16 protein-coding genes and 1 pseudogene are annotated in these 21,224 nt (G+C 59.0%); 14 read left to right on the top strand and 3 right to left on the bottom strand.

From position 1 onward, the window contains the following. The first annotated feature begins 2 nt into the window (after positions 1–2). The 13 genes and pseudogenes from ACW55A_RS04650 to proA all read left to right on the top strand — a co-directional run bounded on the left by ACW55A_RS04650 (position 3) and on the right by proA (position 17,397). Entirely contained in the window at positions 3–1,862 is a 1,860-nt protein-coding gene (locus tag ACW55A_RS04650; RefSeq protein ID WP_096107127.1) for an IucA/IucC family protein, read from the top strand. Continuing rightward, positions 1,862–2,635 (top strand): HpcH/HpaI aldolase family protein, encoded by a 774-nt coding sequence (locus tag ACW55A_RS04645; protein WP_455808487.1) that lies wholly within the window; start codon positions 1,862–1,864, stop codon positions 2,633–2,635. Before ACW55A_RS04650 ends, ACW55A_RS04645 begins: the two co-directional genes overlap by 1 nt. A gap of 3 nt (positions 2,636–2,638) precedes the next feature. Beyond that, entirely contained in the window at positions 2,639–4,522 is a 1,884-nt protein-coding gene (locus ACW55A_RS04640) for an IucA/IucC family protein (protein ID WP_455808486.1), read from the top strand. Beyond that, complete coding sequence (locus ACW55A_RS04635) at positions 4,512–5,417, top strand: ABC transporter substrate-binding protein (protein ID WP_065349835.1); 906 nt, start codon at positions 4,512–4,514, stop codon at positions 5,415–5,417. The genes ACW55A_RS04640 and ACW55A_RS04635 overlap by 11 nt, the downstream gene beginning before the upstream one ends. Then, positions 5,414–6,403 carry a FecCD family ABC transporter permease gene (locus tag ACW55A_RS04630; protein ID WP_054081417.1) on the top strand — a complete coding sequence of 330 codons (990 nt, stop codon included), beginning with the start codon at positions 5,414–5,416 and terminating at the stop codon, positions 6,401–6,403. Before ACW55A_RS04635 ends, ACW55A_RS04630 begins: the two co-directional genes overlap by 4 nt. Continuing rightward, positions 6,396–7,427, top strand: a complete 1,032-nt coding sequence (locus tag ACW55A_RS04625) for a FecCD family ABC transporter permease (protein ID WP_003433965.1) — start codon at positions 6,396–6,398, stop codon at positions 7,425–7,427. Before ACW55A_RS04630 ends, ACW55A_RS04625 begins: the two co-directional genes overlap by 8 nt. A gap of 10 nt (positions 7,428–7,437) precedes the next feature. Further along, entirely contained in the window at positions 7,438–8,229 is a 792-nt protein-coding gene (locus tag ACW55A_RS04620) for an ABC transporter ATP-binding protein (RefSeq protein ID WP_065349834.1), read from the top strand. Further along, positions 8,226–9,005 carry an IucA/IucC family C-terminal-domain containing protein gene (locus ACW55A_RS04615; protein WP_065349833.1) on the top strand — a complete coding sequence of 260 codons (780 nt, stop codon included), beginning with the start codon at positions 8,226–8,228 and terminating at the stop codon, positions 9,003–9,005. The genes ACW55A_RS04620 and ACW55A_RS04615 overlap by 4 nt, the downstream gene beginning before the upstream one ends. Then, the gene (locus ACW55A_RS04610; RefSeq protein ID WP_060707766.1) at positions 8,996–9,646 is read left to right on the top strand and encodes an RraA family protein; all 651 of its coding nucleotides are present in this window, start codon (positions 8,996–8,998) and stop codon (positions 9,644–9,646) included. Before ACW55A_RS04615 ends, ACW55A_RS04610 begins: the two co-directional genes overlap by 10 nt. Positions 9,647–9,743: 97 nt before the next feature. Next, positions 9,744–10,565 (top strand): annotated as a pseudogene (locus ACW55A_RS04605) (PAS domain-containing protein); the annotation flags it as partial. Positions 10,566–10,595: 30 nt separating this feature from the next. Beyond that, on the top strand, positions 10,596–11,105 hold the full coding sequence (locus ACW55A_RS04600) for a methyl-accepting chemotaxis protein (protein ID WP_404944151.1): 510 nt from the start codon (positions 10,596–10,598) through the stop codon (positions 11,103–11,105). Between the two features lie 273 nt (positions 11,106–11,378). Further along, the gene (locus ACW55A_RS04595; protein ID WP_498810734.1) at positions 11,379–11,846 is read left to right on the top strand and encodes a diguanylate cyclase domain-containing protein; all 468 of its coding nucleotides are present in this window, start codon (positions 11,379–11,381) and stop codon (positions 11,844–11,846) included. A gap of 349 nt (positions 11,847–12,195) precedes the next feature. Beyond that, positions 12,196–17,397 carry an anti-phage protein ProA gene (proA, locus tag ACW55A_RS04590; RefSeq protein WP_498810735.1) on the top strand — a complete coding sequence of 1,734 codons (5,202 nt, stop codon included), beginning with the start codon at positions 12,196–12,198 and terminating at the stop codon, positions 17,395–17,397. Positions 17,398–17,404: 7 nt separating this feature from the next. Here the strand turns inward: proA and ACW55A_RS04585 are convergent, their stop codons facing one another. Genes ACW55A_RS04585 through ACW55A_RS04575 form a run of 3 tightly spaced genes read right to left on the bottom strand, consistent with a single transcriptional unit; the run spans position 17,405 to position 19,518 of the window. Next, positions 17,405–18,523, bottom strand: a complete 1,119-nt coding sequence (locus ACW55A_RS04585; protein ID WP_498810736.1) for a metallophosphoesterase — start codon at positions 18,521–18,523, stop codon at positions 17,405–17,407. Then, positions 18,523–18,747: a hypothetical protein gene (locus ACW55A_RS04580; protein WP_054081409.1), complete on the bottom strand. Its 225-nt coding sequence runs from the start codon at positions 18,745–18,747 to the stop codon at positions 18,523–18,525. Before ACW55A_RS04580 ends, ACW55A_RS04585 begins: the two co-directional genes overlap by 1 nt. Positions 18,748–18,792: 45 nt before the next feature. Continuing rightward, complete coding sequence (locus ACW55A_RS04575; RefSeq protein ID WP_499140256.1) at positions 18,793–19,518, bottom strand: helix-turn-helix domain-containing protein; 726 nt, start codon at positions 19,516–19,518, stop codon at positions 18,793–18,795. Positions 19,519–19,560: 42 nt separating this feature from the next. Between ACW55A_RS04575 and ACW55A_RS04570 the strand changes: the two genes are divergently transcribed. Next, entirely contained in the window at positions 19,561–21,093 is a 1,533-nt protein-coding gene (locus ACW55A_RS04570) for an efflux RND transporter permease subunit (protein WP_498810738.1), read from the top strand. Positions 21,094–21,224 lie beyond the last annotated feature (131 nt).

The raw sequence follows: 21,224 nt of genomic DNA, 5'->3' as shown, positions 1-21,224 counted from the left end.
ACATGGCTACCCCTTTACCGCTGCAACGTAACGCCGCTTCGACAACGACAACGACGGGTACGGGTGCCTGGCTGGCTGACGTCAGCGCCGAGCGCTATCAGCAAGTGCAACGCCGCGTGATTGGCCAGTTGCTACAAACCCTGCTGTACGAGGCGGCGCTGCCTTATCGCTGTGAGCCGCAGGATGATCATCGGCATCGTTTTGCCGTGGCCGTCAGTGGCGGTGTGGAATACCACTGCGAGGGCCTGCTGAGCACCAGCTTTGAGCTGATCCGCCTCGATCACGCCACGCTTGAGCGGGTGGACAGTGCCGGCGAACGCAGCGTGCCGGATCTGCATCTGGCGTTGACCGAGCTGCTCAGCCCGTTCAAGGACAGCCCGCACCTGACGCGCTTCATCCAGGAAATCGAACAGACCCAGCTCAAGGACCTGCAGGCCCGTAATCAGGGGTATCAGCCCGCCAGGCCTGCGCATCAGCTGGATGTCGATGCGCTGGAGCAGCACTTCATGGACGCCCACAGCTATCACCCGTGCTACAAGTCGCGGATCGGCTTTTCCCTGGCGGACAACCGCCACTACGGGCCAGAATTTGCCACACCTTTCGCGGTGGTCTGGCTGGCCGTGGCGAAGTCCAGCGCCTCGGTCGGCCACTCGCGGAGCATGGATTTTCAGGCGTTCATCCGTCAGGAGCTGGGTACACAACGCTGGCAGGAAATAACTCGAGAACTGGCTGCGCAGGGCAAGTCCATCGACGACTATCAACTGATGCCGGTGCATCCGTGGCAGTGGGACAACGTCACGGTGTCGACTTTCTACCCAGAACTGGCCAGCGGCGAGCTGATTTATCTGGGCACCTCGACCGATCGCTACAAGGCTCAGCAGTCGATTCGCACGCTGGCCAACGCCAGTCAGCCACAGCGCCCATACGTCAAGCTGGCGATGAGCATGACCAACACCTCCAGCACACGCATCCTGGCGCGCCACACGGTGTTGAACGGCCCGATCATCACCGATTGGCTGCACCAGCTGATCGCAACCGACAGCACCGCTCAAGCGCTGGATTTCGTGATTCTCGGTGAGGTGGCGGGGGTGAGCTTCGATTACCGCCATCTGCCGGAATCGCGTTCGGCGCAGACCTACGGCACGCTGGGTGCGATTTGGCGGGAAAGCCTGCATCAATACCTCCGGGACGACGAGCAGGCGGTGCCATTCAACGGCCTCAGCCATGTGGAAAATCGTTACGGTGATGGCCAGCAGACGCCTTTCATAGACGCATGGGTCAGCCAGTACGGGCTCAAGGAATGGACCCGGCAACTGCTGCAGGTCACGGTGCCGCCGATCATTCACATGCTCTATGCCGAAGGCATCGGTATGGAGTCCCACGGCCAGAACATCGTGCTGATCGTCAAGCAGGGCTGGCCGCAGCGCATCGCCCTCAAGGACTTCCATGACGGCGTGCGTTATTCACCTGAGCACCTCGGGCGTCCCGAACTGTGCCCGGAGCTGGTGCCGCTGCCCGCCAGCCACGCAAAGCTCAACCGCAACTCGTTCATCATTACCGACGACGTCAACGCGGTGCGCGACTTTTCCTGCGACTGTTTCTTCTTCATCTGCCTGGCCGAAATGGCGATTTTCCTGCGCCAGCAATACCAGCTGGACGAAGCGCTGTTCTGGCAGATGACCGCCGACGTCATTCTTGACTATCAGCAGGCTCACCCGCAGCACCGCGACCGTTTCGGGCTGTTTGACGTGTTTGCGCCCTCGTACGAAGTCGAAGAGCTGACCAAGCGCCGCCTGTTGGGAGATGGCGAGCGCCGCTTCCGCTCGGTACCTAACCCACTGCATACCTACAGGCCGCAATGATGCTGAGGACCAATGCGCTCAAAAGCAGAATTGCCAACCGACAGCCGGCACACGGGGTGATCAGCTCGATCCCGGCCCCGGCCGCCATCGAGTTGATCGCTGAAGCCGGGTTCGACTTCGTGATCATCGACATGGAACACGTCCTGATCAACCCGGAAACCGTGGAAAACATGATCCGTGTGGCAGAGAGCTACGGCCTCACACCATTGGTGCGGGTCGCCGATCTCAACCCGAAAACCCTGCTGCGCCTGCTCGATGGCGGCGCGCAGGGCATCGTCTTGCCGATGATCGAGAGCCCTGAGCAATTGGCAGATGCGATTGCCGCCTGCAAGTACTACCCGCTGGGTCGTCGCAGCCTCAATGCCGGACGTCCCGGCTCTTTCGGCAAGCACAGCCTGGCGCAGTACGTGGAGGCCGCCAATCAACAGATCATGGTGGTGGCGATGATCGAAAGCGCCGAAGGCGTGCGACGTGCCGCCGAGATCGCCAGCGTGCCGGGGCTGGACATGATTCTTGAAGGCGCGGCAGACCTGTCGCAGTCACTGGGCATGCCCTGGCAGATCGATCAACCGGACGTACAAAACGCGTTGCTTGCGACCTGGCAAGCCACCCGCGCGGCAGGCGTCGCCTATTGCGCGATCCCTCGTCAACCCGGTGACGCTGCCCGCTGGCAGGCTCGCGGGGTCAACACCTTTGTCCTCGGGGATGAGCGCGGCATTGCCTTTCGCGCGCTTCAGGCCCGCCTGGCTCAACATTCAGCAGACGGAAAATAAACCATGAACTTCACTTCACTCGCCGCTGACCTGGTCATGCAGGATTTGGTCGATTGCCTGCTGGCTGAAGATTTCTTTGGTCGCGAGCCATTGCGTTTGCAGGACAGCAGCCAATGGCAACTGCGCCATCCACAGGCTCCGCAACTGGTGGAGCAGGGCAGTGCGCAGCAAATCTGGGAATGGTGCTGCAATGATTCGGAGCAGCGCTTTATCAGCATCGCGTTGCGCGCCGGTATTACCCAGCAATGGGAAAAAGTACCCGGTACGCCGGTACTGGGGCGACAGGACGAGCGCTGGACGCAGTTGTCGCCGGAAGACTTCATGAAGTGGGTGTTCGCCGGCAAGGCAACGCTGCTTCAGGACAGCGAGCGCCAGGACAACGAAAAGGGTATCGCGCTGTTTCTCGAGGTATTGCGTATCAGTGTCTGGCAGACCGCGCTGTCGCTGGACCACAAGGTCGACGAGCAAAACCTGATGGCTCAGGACGGCGCAACCTTCTTCAGGACCATGGAGCAGTGGGCGTCGCTGCGTGATCGCCCGTATCACCCGCTGGCCAAGGCCAAACAAGGCTTGAATGAACAGGAATACTTACACTACCAGGCCGAGTTCGCCCGGCCGGTAGCGCTGAACTGGGTGGCGGTCGACAAGACCTTGCTGCAATGCGGCGACGGCGTAAAGGACTTGAACGCATCGTTTCCGGCCCGCTATCTGCTGCCCGAGCACCTGCAAGCGGAGCTTGACCAGGAGATGCAGGCGCGTGGCATTGCCGGCAGCCATGTTGCGCTGCCGGTTCACCCGTGGCAGTTCGAGCATGTTCTGCAGGCCCAGCTGGGCGATGCGTTCGCCAAGGGCGATTGCCAGCGGCTTGACTTCAATCAGGCGCAGGTCCACGCCACTTCGTCGCTGCGTTCGATGACACCGTGCTTCAACAGCGCTGACTACCTGAAGCTGCCCATGGCGATTTATTCGCTCGGCGCTTCGCGTTACCTGCCAGCGGTCAAAATGATCAACGGCGGGCTGAGCGAAAAACTGCTGCGCCAGGTGGTCGACAAGGATCAAAACCTGGGCCGTTCGCTGCACTTGTGCGACGAGCGCAAATGGTGGGCATTCATGCCGCCGCAAGCCACGTTGTTCGACGAAGGGCCTCGGCATCTTTCGGCGATGGTGCGCGGCTATCCGGCCGCCTTGCTCGATGATCCGGAGTGCCGCCTGTTGCCCATGGCGGCACTGGGCACACCGCTACCGGGGAGCAATCGGCATTTCTTCGACGAGTGGATGGACTATCGCGACCTGCCGCGCAATCAGGCTTCGGTACTGACACTGTTTCGCGAGTTGAGCCACAGTTTCTTCGACATCAACCTGCGCATGTTCCGCCTGGGGATGCTCGGCGAAGTGCATGGCCAGAACGCGGTCATGGTCTGGAAAGACGGACAGGCGCAAGGGCTGTTGTTGCGTGACCACGACTCGTTGCGTATTTTCGTGCCCTGGCTGGAGCGCAACGGCATGCACGATCCGGAGTATCGCATCAAGAAAGGTCATGCCAATACGCTTTATCATGACCGTCCCGAGGACTTGCTGTTCTGGCTGCAGACACTGGGTATTCAGGTAAACGTGCGGGCAATCATGGATACGCTGGCGCAGGTGTATGACGCGCCTGTCACAGCGCTGTGGACCGTATTGCGTGATGTTCTGGATAATCTGATCACAACCATCGAATTTGACGACGAGGCGCGTGGCATGATCAGGCAACAACTGTTCGAAGCCCCCAACTGGCCGCAGAAACTTCTGCTGACACCCATGATCGAGCGCGCGGGCGGTCCGGGCAGCATGCCGTTCGGCAAGGGCGAAGTGGTCAACCCGTTCCACAGGTTGCGCCGTGCAACCTGACCGAACCCTGCATCCTTCGCGGCGCACAGTGTTGCGCCTTTCGCTGGGGTTACTGGCACTGCCTGGCATTGCCCGGGCAGCGCCGCTACGCGTTGTCACCCTGTTTCAGGGGGCGTCCGATACTGCCGTGGCTCTGGGCGTGACGCCTTGCGGCGTGGTGGATTCGTGGAGCGAAAAACCGATGTATCGCTACCTGCGCCCGGCGCTGGCGGCGGTACCGCATGTGGGTCTGGAAACCCAGCCGAGCCTTGAAGATATCGTGCTGCTAAAGCCGGACCTGATCGTCGCCTCACGCTTTCGTCATCAGCGCATTGCGCCGTTGCTGGAACAGATCAGTACGGTACTGATGCTTGAAGAGGTGTTCGAATTCAAGCGCACCCTGGCGATGATGGGTGCGGCCCTGCAGCGTCAAAAACTGGCCATCGAGCTGCTCGGGCAATGGCAACAGCGTGTGGCAGCGCTGCGTGGCCAGTTGCAGGCGAAGTTCACCGGACGCTGGCCAATCACCGTGTCGGTGCTCGACATTCGCGAAGACCATATCCGTAGCTATCTGCCGGCCAGCTTTGCTGGCTCGGTGCTCAGTGAACTGGGCTTTGCCTGGACGCCCGCGGCCCGCCAAGCCACGGGCGTGTCCCTTAAACTCAGCAGTAAAGAGAGTTTGCCTGTGGTCGATGCCGACCTGTTCTTCGTCTTTCAGCGCGCGGACAGCACCGCCGCGCAACACACTTACGACAAGCTGGTACAGAACCCGTTCTGGCAACAGTTGCGGGCAGTACGCGACGGTCAGGTATGGCGCGTGGATGCCGTCGCCTGGAGTCTGTCCGGCGGCATTCTGGGCGCCAACCGCATGCTTGATGAAATCGCTCGCGTGGCGATGGCGGATAGCGCCTCATGACGGCTGCGGTAAAACTGGGCCTGGGGCTGTTGGTACTGGTAGCGTGCATGGGGTTGAGTCTGGCCACCGGGGCCACCTGGATATCGCCCGCTGCCATTGTGCGAAGTGCCTGGCAGCCCGATGCGCTGAGCGCTATCGAGCACGTGCTGCTCGACACACGGCTGACACGTACCCTGATGGCCGTCGCAGTAGGCTCTAGTCTGGCGGTTGCCGGGGCGCTGATGCAGGCGCTGACGCGCAATCCGCTGGCGTCGCCTGGCCTGTTCGGTATCAATGCTGGCGCGACGTTTGCCATCATCGCCTGTTCGTCGCTGCTTTCACTGTCGTCCATGAGCCAATGGCTGTGGTGCGCGTTCATCGGCGCTGCGGTGGCGGGCACGATCGTCTGGGTCATCGGCAACCGGGGGCAGGGCAGCCTCAATCCATTGCGCATCGTATTGGCTGGCGCAGCGATCACTGCCTTGTTTACCGCGTTCAGTCAGGCCTTGCTGGTGGTCAATCAGGACGGTCTGGATACCGTGCTGTTCTGGTTGGCTGGCTCCTTGTCGGAGCGCGAACTGAGCACTGCTGCGCCGCTGCTCTTCTGCGTGGTCATGGGGCTTGTCGGCGCACTGGTGCTGGCGGGGCAGGTCAACGTGCTCAACACCGGGGAATCCATCGCGACGGCTTTGGGACAGCGTACGGGGCTGATTCGTCTGATGATGAGCGTGGTGATCATTGCCCTGGCAGGCAGCGCCGTGGCGCTGGCGGGCAGTATCGGCTTCATCGGTCTGCTGGTGCCGCACATGGTGCGCAAGACGCTGTCCATCGACCATCGCTGGCTGCTGCCCGGCTGTGCGTTGCTGGGCGCGACGCTGTTGTTGCTGGCCGACACCCTGGCACGAGTGGTGATTGTACCTCAGGAAGTGCCGGTGGGTGTAATGACTGCGCTGTTTGGTGCGCCGTTTTTCATTGCGCTGGTTCGGCGGGGGGCGCGCTATGGATAAGCATGTCACCGTGCGCTACCGGAGCTTTTCCCGGCAGTTCAGCCTGACAGTGTTGACGCGTTTGCTTACGGGTCTGGCGCTGACGCTGCTGGTTGCCTTGATCTCGCTGGCCGTGGGCAAGATCAACCTGTCGCCCACGACCCTGCTGAGTGTTTTTACCGGCCAGGCGGACGCCAGCCTGGTGTTCATCGTTGAACAACTGCGCATGCCCCGGCTCGCCCTGGCCGCACTGGTCGGTGCGGCCCTGGCGGTGTCCGGGCTGATCCTGCAAAGCATCATTCGCAACCCGCTGGCCTCACCGGATCTGTTAGGCATCACCAGCGGTGCCAGCGCCGCAGCCGTGTTGTACCTGTCATTCTTCTCGGCTGCACTGGGTGCGCAGTTTCTGCCCCTGGCGGCGATCTCCGGCGCAGGCCTCGCGGCGCTGGTCATTTATCTGCTGGCCTGGAATCAGGGCGCTTCACCCTTGCGTATGGTGTTGATCGGGGTAGGGGTGTCGGCTTTGCTGGCTGCGGTCACCACGTTCATTCTGGTGTTCAGCCCGTTGACCACCACCTTGTCGGCTTATGTCTGGCTGACCGGTAGCGTGTATGGTGCCAGTTGGCCGGAGCCCCGCGCGCTGGCCGGCTGGCTATTGTTGACGTTGCCGCTGCTGGCGCTGCTCGCCCGTCAGGTGCGCATGCAGCAACTGGATGACGCGCTAGCCCAGGGCATCGGCGTGCGCGTGCAATGGCTGCGTGCCGGTTTGCTGCTGGTGAGCGTGGCGCTGGCCGGCCTGGCGGTCGCCTGGGGCGGGGCGATTGCCTTTGTCGGGCTGATAGCGCCTCATATCGCCAAACGCCTGATGCCGCCGGGGTTCGTCGGTCAGGCGCTGATGGCGGCGCTGATCGGTGCCAATCTGGTGATGCTTGCCGATCTGGCCGGACGCACGCTGTTCCTGCCGCTGGATCTGCCCGCAGGGATTTTTGTCGCGGTGCTGGGCACACCGTTTTTTCTGTACCTATTGATCAACCAGCGGCATTAAGGAATTACGGATGGCGTCAATCGCAACCCACGACCTGACCCTGAGTTACCAGCGGCAGGTGATCATCGACAGCCTTGATCTGCAGCTACCCGCAGGCCAGGTAACCGTGCTGATCGGCAGTAACGGTTGCGGCAAAAGCACCTTGCTCAAATCCCTGGCGCGCCTGCTCAAACCCCAGCAAGGCACCGTCGTACTCAACGGTGCCGACATTCACCAGAAGTCCACTGCGACTGTCGCGCGTGAACTGGCGATTCTGCCGCAGATGCCCAGCGCACCGGAAGGCATCAGCGTACGGCAATTGGTGGCGTTGGGGCGTTATCCCTATCAGAACTGGATGCAGCAATGGTCCGCCGAGGATGAAGCCATGGTCGCACGGGCTCTGACGCAGACCGGCATGCAGGAACTGGCCGACAGACCTGTCGATGCCCTGTCAGGTGGTCAGCGTCAGCGCGCATGGATCGCCATGACCCTGGCGCAGGATACCGACATTGTATTGCTGGACGAACCGACGACCTTTCTCGATCTGGCTCATCAGATCGAAGTGCTGGACCTCTTGCGCGACCTGAATCGGCAAGAGGGCAAGACCATCGTGATGGTCCTGCATGACCTGAATCTGGCCTGCCGTTACGCCGATCACATGGTCGCTGTCCACGAACGCAGCGCCTTTGCCCAGGGACGTCCGGCGGACATCCTCAGCGAGGCGCTGGTCAAGCAGGTCTTCGGCCTCAACTGCCGGATCATCGCCGATCCATTCTTTGGTACGCCGCTGTGCATTCCCTTTGGCCGGGAACTGCCGCAATGAGTCTGGCGCAGGCGTTCAGCGAGTCCGAATGGTCGTTGCTGTCCGGGGCGCTGCGGCTCAGGCCGGCAGGTGAACACGATCCGCGCTCACTCCCGGCCCGAGCGCTGCTGGACGACGCCGTCTGCGAGCAATTGCTCGGCGTGCTGGGGCCGGTGATCGGTTCTCCTACCCCGGCAATCACCGCGTCATTGCTGGCCAAGCGCTTTTCCTTCCTCAGCACCGGTGCCTGTCTGTACGCGATGTCGGTCTACGACAAGGGCCTGGCCCTGTCGCTGGACAATAGCGTGGTTGAATACGCGCACGATAACGGCCTTTGGACCTCTTCAATGCCCTTGCTCGATACAACGCCTGTGGGTTACGCACCGGGGGCTCGCGAGGCGTGGCGTGATGTGCTCGTCGCCACCCTGTTCCGCGACCTGCTTCAGCCGCTGTGGGAAACCTTCAACCGTGTCACTGGCATTTCCCGACGCATTTTGTGGGAAAACACCGCAGTACGTGTCTATTCGCTGTACGACAAGCGCATGGACACGGTTGAAGACCCGGTGATCCGGCAGCGCTGTGAAGCCGATTTCGACTGGCTGCTGCATCAGGCCGATCCGGCGCTGTTCGGCCTGGCCTACAACCCGCTCAAACACTTCCGCCGTCCACCGATTGTGCTCGAAGGCGAAGGCAAAAGCGTCCGTTTTCGGCGCACCTGCTGCTTCTATTATGACGCCAGCAACCCTGTCGAGTATTGCTCGACCTGCCCGTTACTGAGGCCCAAAAAATGTCGATGAACAAGCAGATCGCCCACCGCCAGCAACAGCTCAGCGACGCGGTCATAGAGCAATACCGTGATGTTGCTGCGTCAACCATTGGCCATCTGACCGACGTGGGTTACCTGCGTGGGATCAGGCCGCTGTTCGAGGGTGCCAGACTGGTCGGCAACGTTGTCACGATCAAACTGCAGCTGCCGGACGGCAGCATCCTGCGCGACGCTTTGCTGAACAGCCTGCCCGGGGATGTGCTGGTGATTGAATGCGTCGGCGACGAGCATTGTGCCTGCTGGGGCGAACTTCGCACCCTGGCCGCGCTCATCAAGGGGCTTGCCGGCGTCATCATCTCGGGTACGGTTACCGACGTCGCCGCCTTGCGCGAACATCGTCTGCCCGTGTTCAGCCGGGGAGTCAGCGCAATGACGACGCGCAGTCTCGGGGAAAGCGGCGAGCTCAATGGACTGATCAATGTAGGCGGCGTGGATGTAAAGCCGGGGGATATCGCAGTCGGGGATGATGACGGGGTGTTTATCCTGAGTCCGCAACAGGCGAACGAACTGTTACCCGAGTTGCTTGGCAAGGAGAGTGCGGACAGAAAAAGACGGGCGGAGTTGCTCGACAGACTTAAGGGGCAGCAGCCGGAAATCAGAAGTCGGCAATGACAATATGTTTAATATTTGGATCCTAATATCAACAATCAGACAATAGGCAGGCCATTTACGTATTAAGTTCGCCGGCACTGCTCAAGATTGCGGTTCGATGACCGATGCAGATTGCAAACCCAAACTGTCCCGGATAGCCGCAATGTTCAATTCTCATTTGAAAAATACCAATAAGGCATTGGAGCGCCGCCTCGCCATGCTTGAGCAAGCAGGGCAAATCCTCAATCTGGAGACAGTCGCCGTCGTTCTGGATGGCACGGGCAAGGTACAGACCGTCAACGCGTTGTTCGAGACGGAGATGAGCTACGCCCAAGCAGAGCTTGTCGGACGCAACCTGTCTGAACTGAGCCCGCCGGAACTGAGCGGTGACGTTCACCAGAAACGCGCGTTGACCGCGATTCGCGACGGCAAGCATTTCAGCGGCACGTTGCGCCTGGTCAGCAAGGCCGGATCGAGGGTGTGGCTGAGAACCATTGTCGTTCCTTATAAAAATGAAACCGGCGGCGTCGAGCAGATCACCCTGTACTCGAGTGTTCTGACGCGAACCATTGAAGCCTCGCGTGAGAACGAGGCCCTGGTCAACGCACTGCAGCGCTCCACCGCCGTTATCGATTTCACCCTTGATGGCATTGTCATAGGCGCCAATGACAACTTTCTGAAGGCGATGGGTTACGAACTCAATCAGATAAAGGGCAAACATCACAAGATTTTCTGCCTGCCTGAAGAATCCGCTTCTGACGCGTATACCCAGTTCTGGGAAAGACTGCGCCGAGGTGAGTTTATCGTCGATCGTTTTCGTCGAGTTGACAAAGGTGGTCGTGATGTATGGCTGGAGGCGTCTTACAACCCGATTACCGACGCCAACGGCAAACTCTATAAAATTGCCAAGTTCGCAACGGTCATCACTGAACAGGTCGAGCGCGAGAAAGCCGTCGCCGAAGCATCGGAAATGGCTTATCAAACATCTATCGATACTGACAGCAGCGCGCAGCAAGGCCGAAAAGTCATCAAGGACACGCTGCATATGCTCGGCCAGCTGACCATTTCGATGGAAGAGGCTACACGAGGTATCGAAGCACTGGATTCGCAAAGTCAGGTGATTGGGACAATCATTAAAACCATCAGCGGTATTGCCGAACAAACCAACTTGCTCGCGCTGAACGCAGCGATTGAAGCCGCCAGGGCTGGCGAACAGGGCAGGGGGTTCGCCGTAGTAGCCGATGAGGTGCGCCAGCTGGCCTCCCGCACGACAAAAGCCGCGGAAGAAATCGTAAACGTCGTGAAGACCAACCAAAGCCTGGCTTCAGACGCAGTAGGCGTCATTGTGCGCAGCACCGAACAGGCTTCCGAGGCGCTGGTATTGGCCAACGACGCAGACCGTGTGATCCAGGAAATCCAGCAAGGCGCTAACACGGTAGTGCGGGCAGTCAGTCGGTTTGTGGACCAGCGCTCCAGTTAAGTGTGAACAGTCGGGTCGACTCAGGGGACACTAAAGGTGTGCTGCCCTGAGTCACTCATTGCGCAGTTAAACAGGAAAGGAAGTGTACTGATCTGTGCAGAGCCACCTGCGTATAAAAGTTTTAAATGAGTGTGTTTTATTAAATCGATGGGACAGCACTCGCGCAAGGCGCTCACTATCGGAATCACTGTGCTACTGCCTCAAGACTGATAGCCGGCTACCGATACCCTGCTTATAACCGTTGCACCCGCCGTCATTTCGAGCATCGTTACTATGACTTTCCTGCGCAGCCCACACATGGTTCGTAAGTACCTTTACACCTTGTTGTGGTTTTACGTGTTCTCTATTTTCCTGTTGGCCATCGCGTGGGAATTCGAACTTGAATCCGTCGCCATGGTCGCAATGGGCTTACCCTACGACCAGGACTTCGAAAACGCCGAGCGTTGGCGTTTTGTATTGACCTCGACAGGCTTTGCAGTGTTATCGATGGCTATACCGTTCATTCTTCTGAAACGCCTGATGCAACGGCTCCATAGCAGCTACAACGATTTGCTCGAGTCACAGGCGCTCAGCGAATCTCTGGCCCGCCACGATCCTTTGTCCGGCTTGCTCAATCGGCGTGTGTTTCACGAGCAACTGGTTGCACGCTTACGGCAGCCAGCGACACACACTGCGGTTTTTCTGATCGACCTGGATAAATTCAAGCTCATCAACGATAACAGAGCTGCTGACAATGAGTGAGACTAAAGGGCCGGTCAGGGCGTTGGCGGTTCCTGGAAAATAAGGGGGATGTGCTTCAAGTCAGGCGCTCTCGAACTTCAATGCGGAACTTTGGATTCACCAGAGACGATGAGAGTTCTCTAGTGCTTGGCGCTCAATAAAACCTGCGGCTTTCTGCCAGTACAGCGAGCTGCAACACCCTTTTGGAACTGTGATCGGGACAGGCGCCGATCGCGTCAACGTGAGGTGCTGCTGCGAATAAGGCGTTCCATTCACATATAAGCATTCCTTATTGTCGATGACTCATGGAGTATATGCGCATTTTGGCTGCCTCTATGAGGCAAGCGCTCGCAGCTTCAGGAGCCCGTGAATGAACATCGAGATTGAGGCGCTGATCGCCCGGAAGATCGGTTTCGCCTCTCACCAGAACGCCGTACCGTTGGTACGTGAACTAAGTATCTGGAACCAGGAAGAAACCGGTTTTGAAAACCTGACCCTGAGTTTAAGCACCGACCCCGATTTCGTAGAAAGCCGGACTTGGCATATAGACCGCATCCATGCAGGTGATCGCCTCAACATCTCCGAGCGCGATATCAAGCTTAATGCGGGTTATTTGGCCGGGCTGACTGAAAGCCTCAGCGCAGACGTGGTGATGCGCTTGTCCCAGGGCGACAACGTGCTCGTCGAGCAGCGCTTCCCTGTAGAACTCCTGGCGCGAACAGAATGGGGCGGCTTGAGCGCAATGCCGGAGTTGCTTGCAGCTTTCTGCATGCCCAATGATCCCGCGGTAGATCGCGTACTCAAGGCAGCTTCACAGGTATTACGGCGCGCAGGCAAGAAAGATGGCATTGACGGCTATGAAAGCAAGTCGCGTACGCGAACCTGGGAGCTTGCCTCTGCCATTTGGTCAGGAGTGTGCAGCTTTCAGTTGAGCTATGCATTACCTCCGGCCAGTTTTGAGCAGCAGGGCCAAAAAGTCAGGCCTCCGAGTGTGGTTCTGGAAAACGGCGTGGCGACCTGTCTGGACACTGCATTGCTGTTTGCTGCGGCGTTGGAGCAGGCGGGCTTGAATGCTCTGCTGATCATGACCAAGGGACATGCATTTGCAGGCGTATGGTTGCAGCCTCAAGAGTTTTCCCAATTGTTGACCGATGAGGCGTCGGCAGTACGTAAACGCCTGGATCTGAAGGAAATGGTGGTCTTCGAAACCACCCTTTCTACCCAGACACCTGCGCCGGGGTTCTCCCAGGCAATTGCAGCTGCCGAGCGGCAACTCGATGATGAGCAGTTCATCATGGCCATCGATTTGCACCGTGCCCGGATGCAGAAGATTCGTCCGATGGCGCTCATATCAGTAACAGAAGGATCTGATGCGACAGCCGATGCTCCGCCCACTATTGAAGGACTGGAGGAGGCTCCGGCACTCCCGGGGTTCGATGTCGAAATAAATACCGACAGCGAAGGTCCTGCCGGCAAACTGACGCTGTGGCAACGCAAACTCCTCGATCTGACGACCCGCAACCGTCTCCTGCATCTCCCGGACAGCGCAAAAGGCGTACGCCTGTTGTGCCCCGATCCGGCAGCGCTTGAAGACCTTCTCTCCAGTGGGCAGCGAATTCGCGTGCTGCCGGTGCCTGACCTGAAAAGCAGTGGCCGGGATGAGGCGCTGTACGAACAGCAGAATAATGAAAACCTGGTCGACGAAGTTGCTCGTCAGGCTCTTGCTCGTGGTGAAGTGCTCGCCGGGCTGGAAAAAGTCAAACTTGAAGCCACCCTGATTGATCTGTTCCGAAAGGCGCGTAGCGACCTGGAAGAGGGCGGTGCAAACACACTGTTTCTGGCCATCGGCTTTCTCAAATGGAAGAAGAGTGCCGACGACCCGAAAACTTACTCCGCGCCCCTGATCTTGCTGCCAGTAAAACTTGAACGTAAAAGTGCCTTGTCCGGGGTAACGCTAAGCCTTCTTGATGAGGAACCACGTTTCAATCTGACGCTGCTTGAACTGCTGCGCCATGACTTCGAGTTGGTAATTCCCGGACTGGACGGCGAACTGCCCAGCGATGAAAGTGGCATTGATGTGACGGGTATCTGGAACATGGTGCGGCGAGCAGTGCGTGACGTGCCGGGTTTCGAGGTGAGTACCGAACTTGTGTTGGGAACCTTCTCATTTACCAAATACCTGATGTGGAAAGACCTGAATGCCAACGCAGCACAGCTGCTGCAAAGCCCTTTGGTCAAGCATTTGCTGGACCCCGCTGAGGGCGATGAGGGCTTCTCCGGCTCAGACGAGTTTCCCAGACCAGAGCATCTGGACTCGTCAGTAACGCCCGCCACGCTTTTCGCCCCGTTGCCGGCCGACTCTTCACAGTTATCTGCCGTGGTGGCATCTGCCGGTACTCATAGTTTCGTCATGGATGGGCCTCCGGGAACCGGCAAGTCGCAAACCATTGCCAGCATGATTGCCCACAATCTGGCCTTGGGCCGCCGCGTGCTGTTCGTGGCAGAGAAGCGCGCGGCACTGGACGTGGTTTACCGTCGCCTGGAAGAACAGGGGCTGGGCGAGTTTTGCCTGGAACTGCATTCAAGCAAGGCCTCTAAAGTTGAAGTACTCAAACAACTGGACCGCGCCTGGGACGTCAGCGACGCATTGAGCGCCAACGAATGGGAGCGTGAAGCCACTCGTTTGCAGACACTGCGTTCGCGACTCAACGAGCTGGTCGCGGTACTGCACCGACGCTGGAGCAACGGGCTCTCCCTGCATCAGGCGATTGGTCGTGTGGTTCGTGATCATGGCCCTCAAACACCCAGGCTGACCTGGCCATCAGACACGCAGCATGATGCTGCCGAGTACAGCCAGTTGCTGGATCTGTCGCGCCGGTTAGGCCTGAACGGTGATGCCGCACGTAATTTGTCAGGCAAATTCGGCGCTCTGGCGCAGACTCAGTGGTCGAACGCCTGGCAGGCACACATTGCAAATGCCGCACGTGAGCTGCCGCAGGCCCTTGACGCGCTGAATGCGGCGAGTGAAAGGCTTCTTGGCCTGACGCACCTTGACTTGCCTGTAGCCGAAGTGGCGCAGGTTCAGTACTTTGGCGAATTGGCGACTCTGGTCGTGGAGTTCTATGGACTGAACCTCTCATTCGCTTTTGCACCCGACGCCGTCGCGCGTATTGAAGCCGCCCGGCGCGCGTGCCAGTTAATCGAAAGCTATCGAGAGCTTGAGGAAGGTCTGTCGCTGGATTATGCGGACGAAGCCTGCCGTCGCATTCCCGTTGAGGCGATGCGCAGCGAATGGCGAGATGCCGAAGGAAAGTTCTGGTTCCTGGCGACTTTCGCCAAGAAAAAGGTCGCGAAGAAACTGGCCTCTTCAGGTGGCGCAGCAGGCCTGCCGGACACGCTTGGCGACCTGGCGATCTTCGAGCGCCTGCACGCGCAACTGAACGAACTGGATACATTGGCCGGCAGCCTGCAATCGATCCCGGGCTGGCAGGGCCTGACCAGTGACGTGTCACAGATATTTCGTGCAGCCTCAATGGCTGAACGTCTGCGCGGGCTGATAAGCGGTCTGGCCCAATCACCGGACCACCTCGTTTCGCTACGCGGTGCCGCCGCGCGGCTGGTCGTTGAGGCGAACGAAATGTTGGCGCCGGGCGGGCAAATCGGCGTAGCGTTATCAGCCTTGCAACAGGCGTTGTCTCGCTATGAAGACGCCGCTCGACTGTTTGCCGAATTATCTGCAGCCGGTACAGATACACAACCGAGCGTTGGCGTGTTGAGGGCTACTTCGCTCTCAATCCAGCAACAAGAAGAGCAGCTCAAGGCATGGTGCGATTGGTGCCGGGTTCGCGAGCAGGCTGGTGAGGCTGGGTTAGCCAGTCTGGCGCGTGCGCTCGAGGCAGGGAGTCTGTCACCTGCAGCAAGCGAGGAAACCTTCATCACGGCCTATGCCCATTGGTTCGCTACGCAGGGTATAGACGGCGAACCTCTGTTGCGGAATTTTGTGGCTGCCGAGCACATGAGTGATATTGCGGCTTTCGTTCGTCTGGACGACGAAATGGCGAAACTGACGGTGCGTTACATCCGGGCCAAACTGTGTGGCTTGATCCCCTCCAAAAATGACATACCCAAGAGCAGCGGCTTTGCCATTCTCAAACATGAATTGCAGAAGTCTCGCCGGCACAAACCTGTCAGGCAACTGGCTGTCGAAATGGGCGACGCGCTGAATCGCCTGGCGCCTTGCATGCTGATGAGCCCGCTGTCGATTGCGCAATTCCTGCCCGCCGATCAACCGCCTTTCGATCTGGTCATTTTCGACGAGGCTTCGCAGATTGCTCCATGGGACGCAATCGGTTCGATAGCTCGCGGCAGGCAAGTGGTTATCGCGGGTGACCCGCGTCAAATGCCGCCGACGAACTTTTTCAACCGTGGCCCGAATGCCAGCGACGACGATACCGCGGAAGACATGGAAAGCATTCTGGACGAATGCCTGGGAGCAGGGGTGCCGAGCCACAGTCTGAGCTGGCACTACCGGAGTCGCCATGAAAGCCTGATTGCCTTCTCCAATCATCGTTACTACGACAGTAATCTCATTACCTTTCCGGCAGCAGAGACTCGCGCGAGTGCCGTCGAGTGGCGCAGGGTTGACGGTGTTTATGCAAAAGGCAAAGGGCGCTACAACCAGGCTGAAGCCGAAGCCATTGTCAGCGAGACAGTCAAGCGCCTTACCGATCCCGCGTTCGTGGCTGCTGGCCATTCGATCGGTATTATCACGCTCAACTCCGATCAGCAAAAACTGATCAATGATCTGTTGGACAATGCCCGCAAGCAGTACCCGCAGATCGAGCCGTTTTTTCAGGACACACAGACCGAGCCGGTTGTCGTCAAGAATCTGGAGACAGTCCAGGGCGATGAGCGCGACCTGATTATGCTCGGGATAGGCTACGGTCCTACCGAGCCCGGCGCGCAGGTCATGTCCATGAACTTCGGTCCCCTCAACAAGGACGGCGGCTGGCGCAGGCTTAACGTGGCGATCACCCGGTCTCGCCGAGAAATGTTGGTGTTCTCATCCTTTGATCCTTCAATGATCGACTTGAACCGCACCAATGCCCGCGCAGTCCGTGATTTGAAGCATTTCATAGAGTTTGCCCAGCGCGGACCAAAAGCTTTGGCCGAGGCGGTACAAGGCTCGGTCGGTGGTTACGACTCGCCGTTCGAGGAGGCAGTCGCTCAGGGCCTGAGGCGTCTTGGGTGGCAAGTGATTCCGCAGATCGGAGTCTCTCGTTTCCGCATTGATCTGGGAATTGTTCATCCGGATCGTCCGGGTGACTATCTGGCCGGCGTCGAATGCGATGGCGCTACCTATCACAGCGCTGCCACTGCTCGGGATCGGGACAAGGTCCGCGGAGCAATTCTCAGCGGTCTCGGCTGGAATCTGGTGCGGCTATGGTCCACGGAATGGTGGGTAGACAAGGAAGGTGCATTGCAGAGGCTGAACGCAGCGTTGAACGATCTTTTGGCTCAATCCCGGGAGGAGACAGCAGACCCACTAAACGAACAGCCTACGCCCCACTGATGGGGCGCTAGAGCGCCCGCCGAAGCGTAATCCGGGTCAATTCCGAAGGTTTGCCAAGACGAATGGCAAACCCGGGCCAGAGTGCGGTGCCGTTGTTGACGTACAGTTGCATCCCGCCCACATCATAAAGCCCGGATACGAATCCGCCGTTGGCCAGGGCCAGCAGCCGGTGTAGACCGAAAATCATGCCGCCATGGGTATGCCCGGAGAGTTGCAGAGCTATGCCGTGGTTCGCTGTTTCCTCGGCGTTTCTGGGTTGGTGGTCGAGCAGGATGATCGGTGTGTCTTTCGCGATGCCTGCTATGGCTTTCTGCAGGTCTGGCGCAGGGAAGCCGGTTTTCGGCGCCGTGACATCGGTGACGCCGGCCAGAGCGATGCGTGCACCGTCGTGCTCGATCAGCGTGTGGCTGTTGGCGAGAGGGATCATACCCAGCGAGACGAAGTGCTGCATCCACGCCTGGTTATCGAAAAAGTACTCATGGTTGCCGGGGATGACGTACACGCCATCCGGCGCACGCAAATCGCGCAGCGCCTCGATATCCTGCTTCCGGTCGTTGAGCGAGCCGTCGATGAGATCGCCGGTGATGACGATCAGGTCAACCCCCAGCGCATTGGATTGCTGCACCACAGCCCGGGTCCAGGGCGCATCGAACAGGCGGCTGATGTGCATGTCCGTCAGTTGCAATACCTTGTAGCCTTCGAATTGCGGAGGCAGGTTTTTAATCGCGATCTGGATGTCTTTCACTGGCGGCACGCGCACGGCCTGCTGGACGCCGATGGCCGCCAGCACCAGGGCCGCCATACCGATGAAATAACGCAGATTGGCCGGAATGCTCAGCGTCTGCCGGCGCACCAGCATCGTCAGCAATGTGCCGATGTCGACGATGATTTGCAGTACCGCAAGCAACAGGATCGCGCCGAACGCCCAGTTGAACAGCATCACGATGTAGCGTGGAAATTCCGGCGAGAACACGCTGCCGGAGGAAAACCGGCAATACAGATGATATTGCGAGGCAAGGACAAGCAGCACCGCAACGGCGATTTTCGCCGATAACGCCCAGGGCATCGGCCATAGGAATCGGGCGATGACGTACAGGCAGGGCATGCTGAACATGACATGAAACATTAACGTGCTCCGTTGGCGATATCGATGAAGTGGATAACTGCGTCAACGGCACGGGCAGTAATGAGGTCGATCTGGTCCTGCCGAACGCCGCCCGTTGCAGCGTATTGGTGAGCAGGGATGCTGGAGGTCATGGTGCCGAGGCGGAATGCCGATACGAGCAGACCGTGCTGCCAAGTTTCTTGCAACGCGCGCCGATTGTCGAGCTGACGTGCTTTTGCCGGCACTGCACGGCTCGAAACCGGTCTGAAACCGTCGCTTGATTGCAGCTGTCAGGCGGCACTCGACGGCTTATCCCTGCCGCGAGCCATCTCTCGAAACAGCCGGGGCGACATACCGAATGTCGATTTGAAGTGCCTGCTGAAATGCGAACTGCTGCCGTAGCCCCAGGCATAGGCGATATCGGTCAGTGAACGATGGGCATGCTCATTGCTGCGCAACTCTTCGGCGCAACGCGACAGGCGTCGTTGCCAGATATATTCACTGACCGTACAACCCTGTTCCACCTGGAATGTCCTGTGCAGGCTGCGCACCGAACATTGCTCGACGCTGGCGATGCGTTCCACAGTCAGCTCCCGGTCGGCAAGGTGATGTTCAATATAGGCTTTGAGGCGATTCTGCTTGAACAGACGGAAGTCATGGGTGAGTTGCTTTTCTTCGTCTTTGTTTTTGAACGCATTATCAAGTACCCCGACAATGCTATCGCCGATCAGGCGTGCAGAATGGCTGTTGAGCAAGGGATACTGGCCATAAGCATCATTGATCAAGTGGCTCAGGATTCTCCCCAGGCCAGTGCGTCCGTTAAGGTGCACGTCCACGTTGTCCGCAAGCCGATCATCTTTACCTTCAAGCAGCAGAATGAAGTGCTCGCAGCCTTGCATGCTGGTGACGCTGAAGGGTTTGCCACAATCGACCAGGAGCATGTCGTCAGGCGCCAGCACGCTGTGCTGCAGACCTTGCTCTACATGGCTGACGCCCGCAGTCTGCAATATCAGCATCCGCGGAGTGTCGAGCGCGTTGACGAACACGACGGCGGTTTGATGAGGCGTTACCTGGGCTGGATTCACACCATCCTGAGCCACCGCAAGACCACCATGGCCATTGTGGGCGCTCTATTTATCGGCTCGCTGGCGCTTATACCCTTGCTGCCGACCAGTTTTCTGCCTGCACAGGATATTGCCAGCAGCACCGTCAACCTGGAATTGCCGCCCGGCAGCAGTCTGGCGCAGACCGCCGAGATTGCCTTGCAGGCTGAGAAGCGTTTACGTGCGATCCCTGAAGTGGCCCACGTGTTCATCGCAGCGGGCAGCGGCGATGCCGGCAGTGCAGGTAATCGCAACGCGATACTGACCGTCGATCTGCTGCCGCGAGACCAGCGCGCCCTGAAACAATCCCAGGTGGAAGCGAGCATGCGTGAAAGTCTGCGCAGTTTACCTGGTGTGCGGGTGACGGTCGGTGGTGACGCCAGCGGCGAACGGCTGGACATCGTCCTTGCCAGCGATGATGGCGATTTGCTGGAGCGTACCGCCGCCGCGCTTGAACCGCAGTTGCGCCAGATAAAGGGCATCGGCAACGTCACCTCAAGTGCTGCGGTGCAACGACCGGAAATCCAGATGCGCCCGGATGTTGTACGCGCGGCAGAGCAGGGTGTCAGCAGTCAGGACATCGCCGACACCCTGCGCATGGCCACCTATGGTGAGTACAGTTCGTCTCTGGGCAAGATCAATCTGTCCCAGCGCCAGGTCAATGTACGGGTGCGCATGCAGCCGCAAGTACGTACCGACCTGCAGAGCCTCGCTCAGTTACGGGTCACAGGGCGTGATGGCCAGATCGCACTGGCGTCGCTGGGAGAGCTCAGCATGGGCAGCGGCCCCGCGCAGATTGATCGTATCGATCGCTTGCGCAATATCACCCTGTCCATCGAACTCAATGGCAGCAATCTGGGCGAAGTGATGGAACAGGCCAGGCAAACGCCGGTCATGCAGAACCTGCCAGCGCAAGTAAAACTGGTGGAGCAGGGCGAGTTGCAGTTGATGAGCGAGTTGTTTGGCAACTTCAGTCTGGCGATGGCCGTTGGCGTATTCTGTATCTACGCGGTGCTGGTGTTGCTGTTCCATGACTTCATGCAGCCGCTGACCATCCTGTCGGCGCTCCCGCTATCGCTTGGTGGCGCACTGTTGGCACTGTTGATCGGCGGGATGAGTTTTTCCATGGCGTCAGTCATCGGTCTGCTGATGCTGATGGGGATCGTTACCAAGAACTCGATCCTGCTGGTGGAGTACGCAATCATGGCTCGCCGTGCGCCGACCGTAAGCCGCTACGAAGCGTTGATCGACGCCTGCCACAAACGCGCCCGGCCAATTCTCATGACCACCATTGCAATGGGCGCGGGCATGCTGCCGACCGCACTGGGATGGGGCGGCGAATCCGGTTTCCGTCAACCGATGGCGGTGGTCGTTATCGGCGGACTGTTGGCCTCGACCGTACTAAGCCTGTTGGTAGTGCCCGTTATCTTTACTTATATCGATGATGGCCATGAGACACTTATAAAGTGGTTTCGCAGGCCTGGGTAAACAGTGTAATGCTGCCTCGGGGCTGGCTTCCTGACCGGAATAAGCACCAGAGAATACTTCGCATTCCGACATACTTCCTCCCTGGGTTCCACTGAGCGCACCCAGCGCATCAGTACCCGTTTTCATGCAGT

It is taken from the genome of Plantibacter cousiniae (nom. nud.) (genome assembly GCF_977070315.1).
This window is presented reverse-complemented; position numbering and strand designations above follow the sequence as displayed.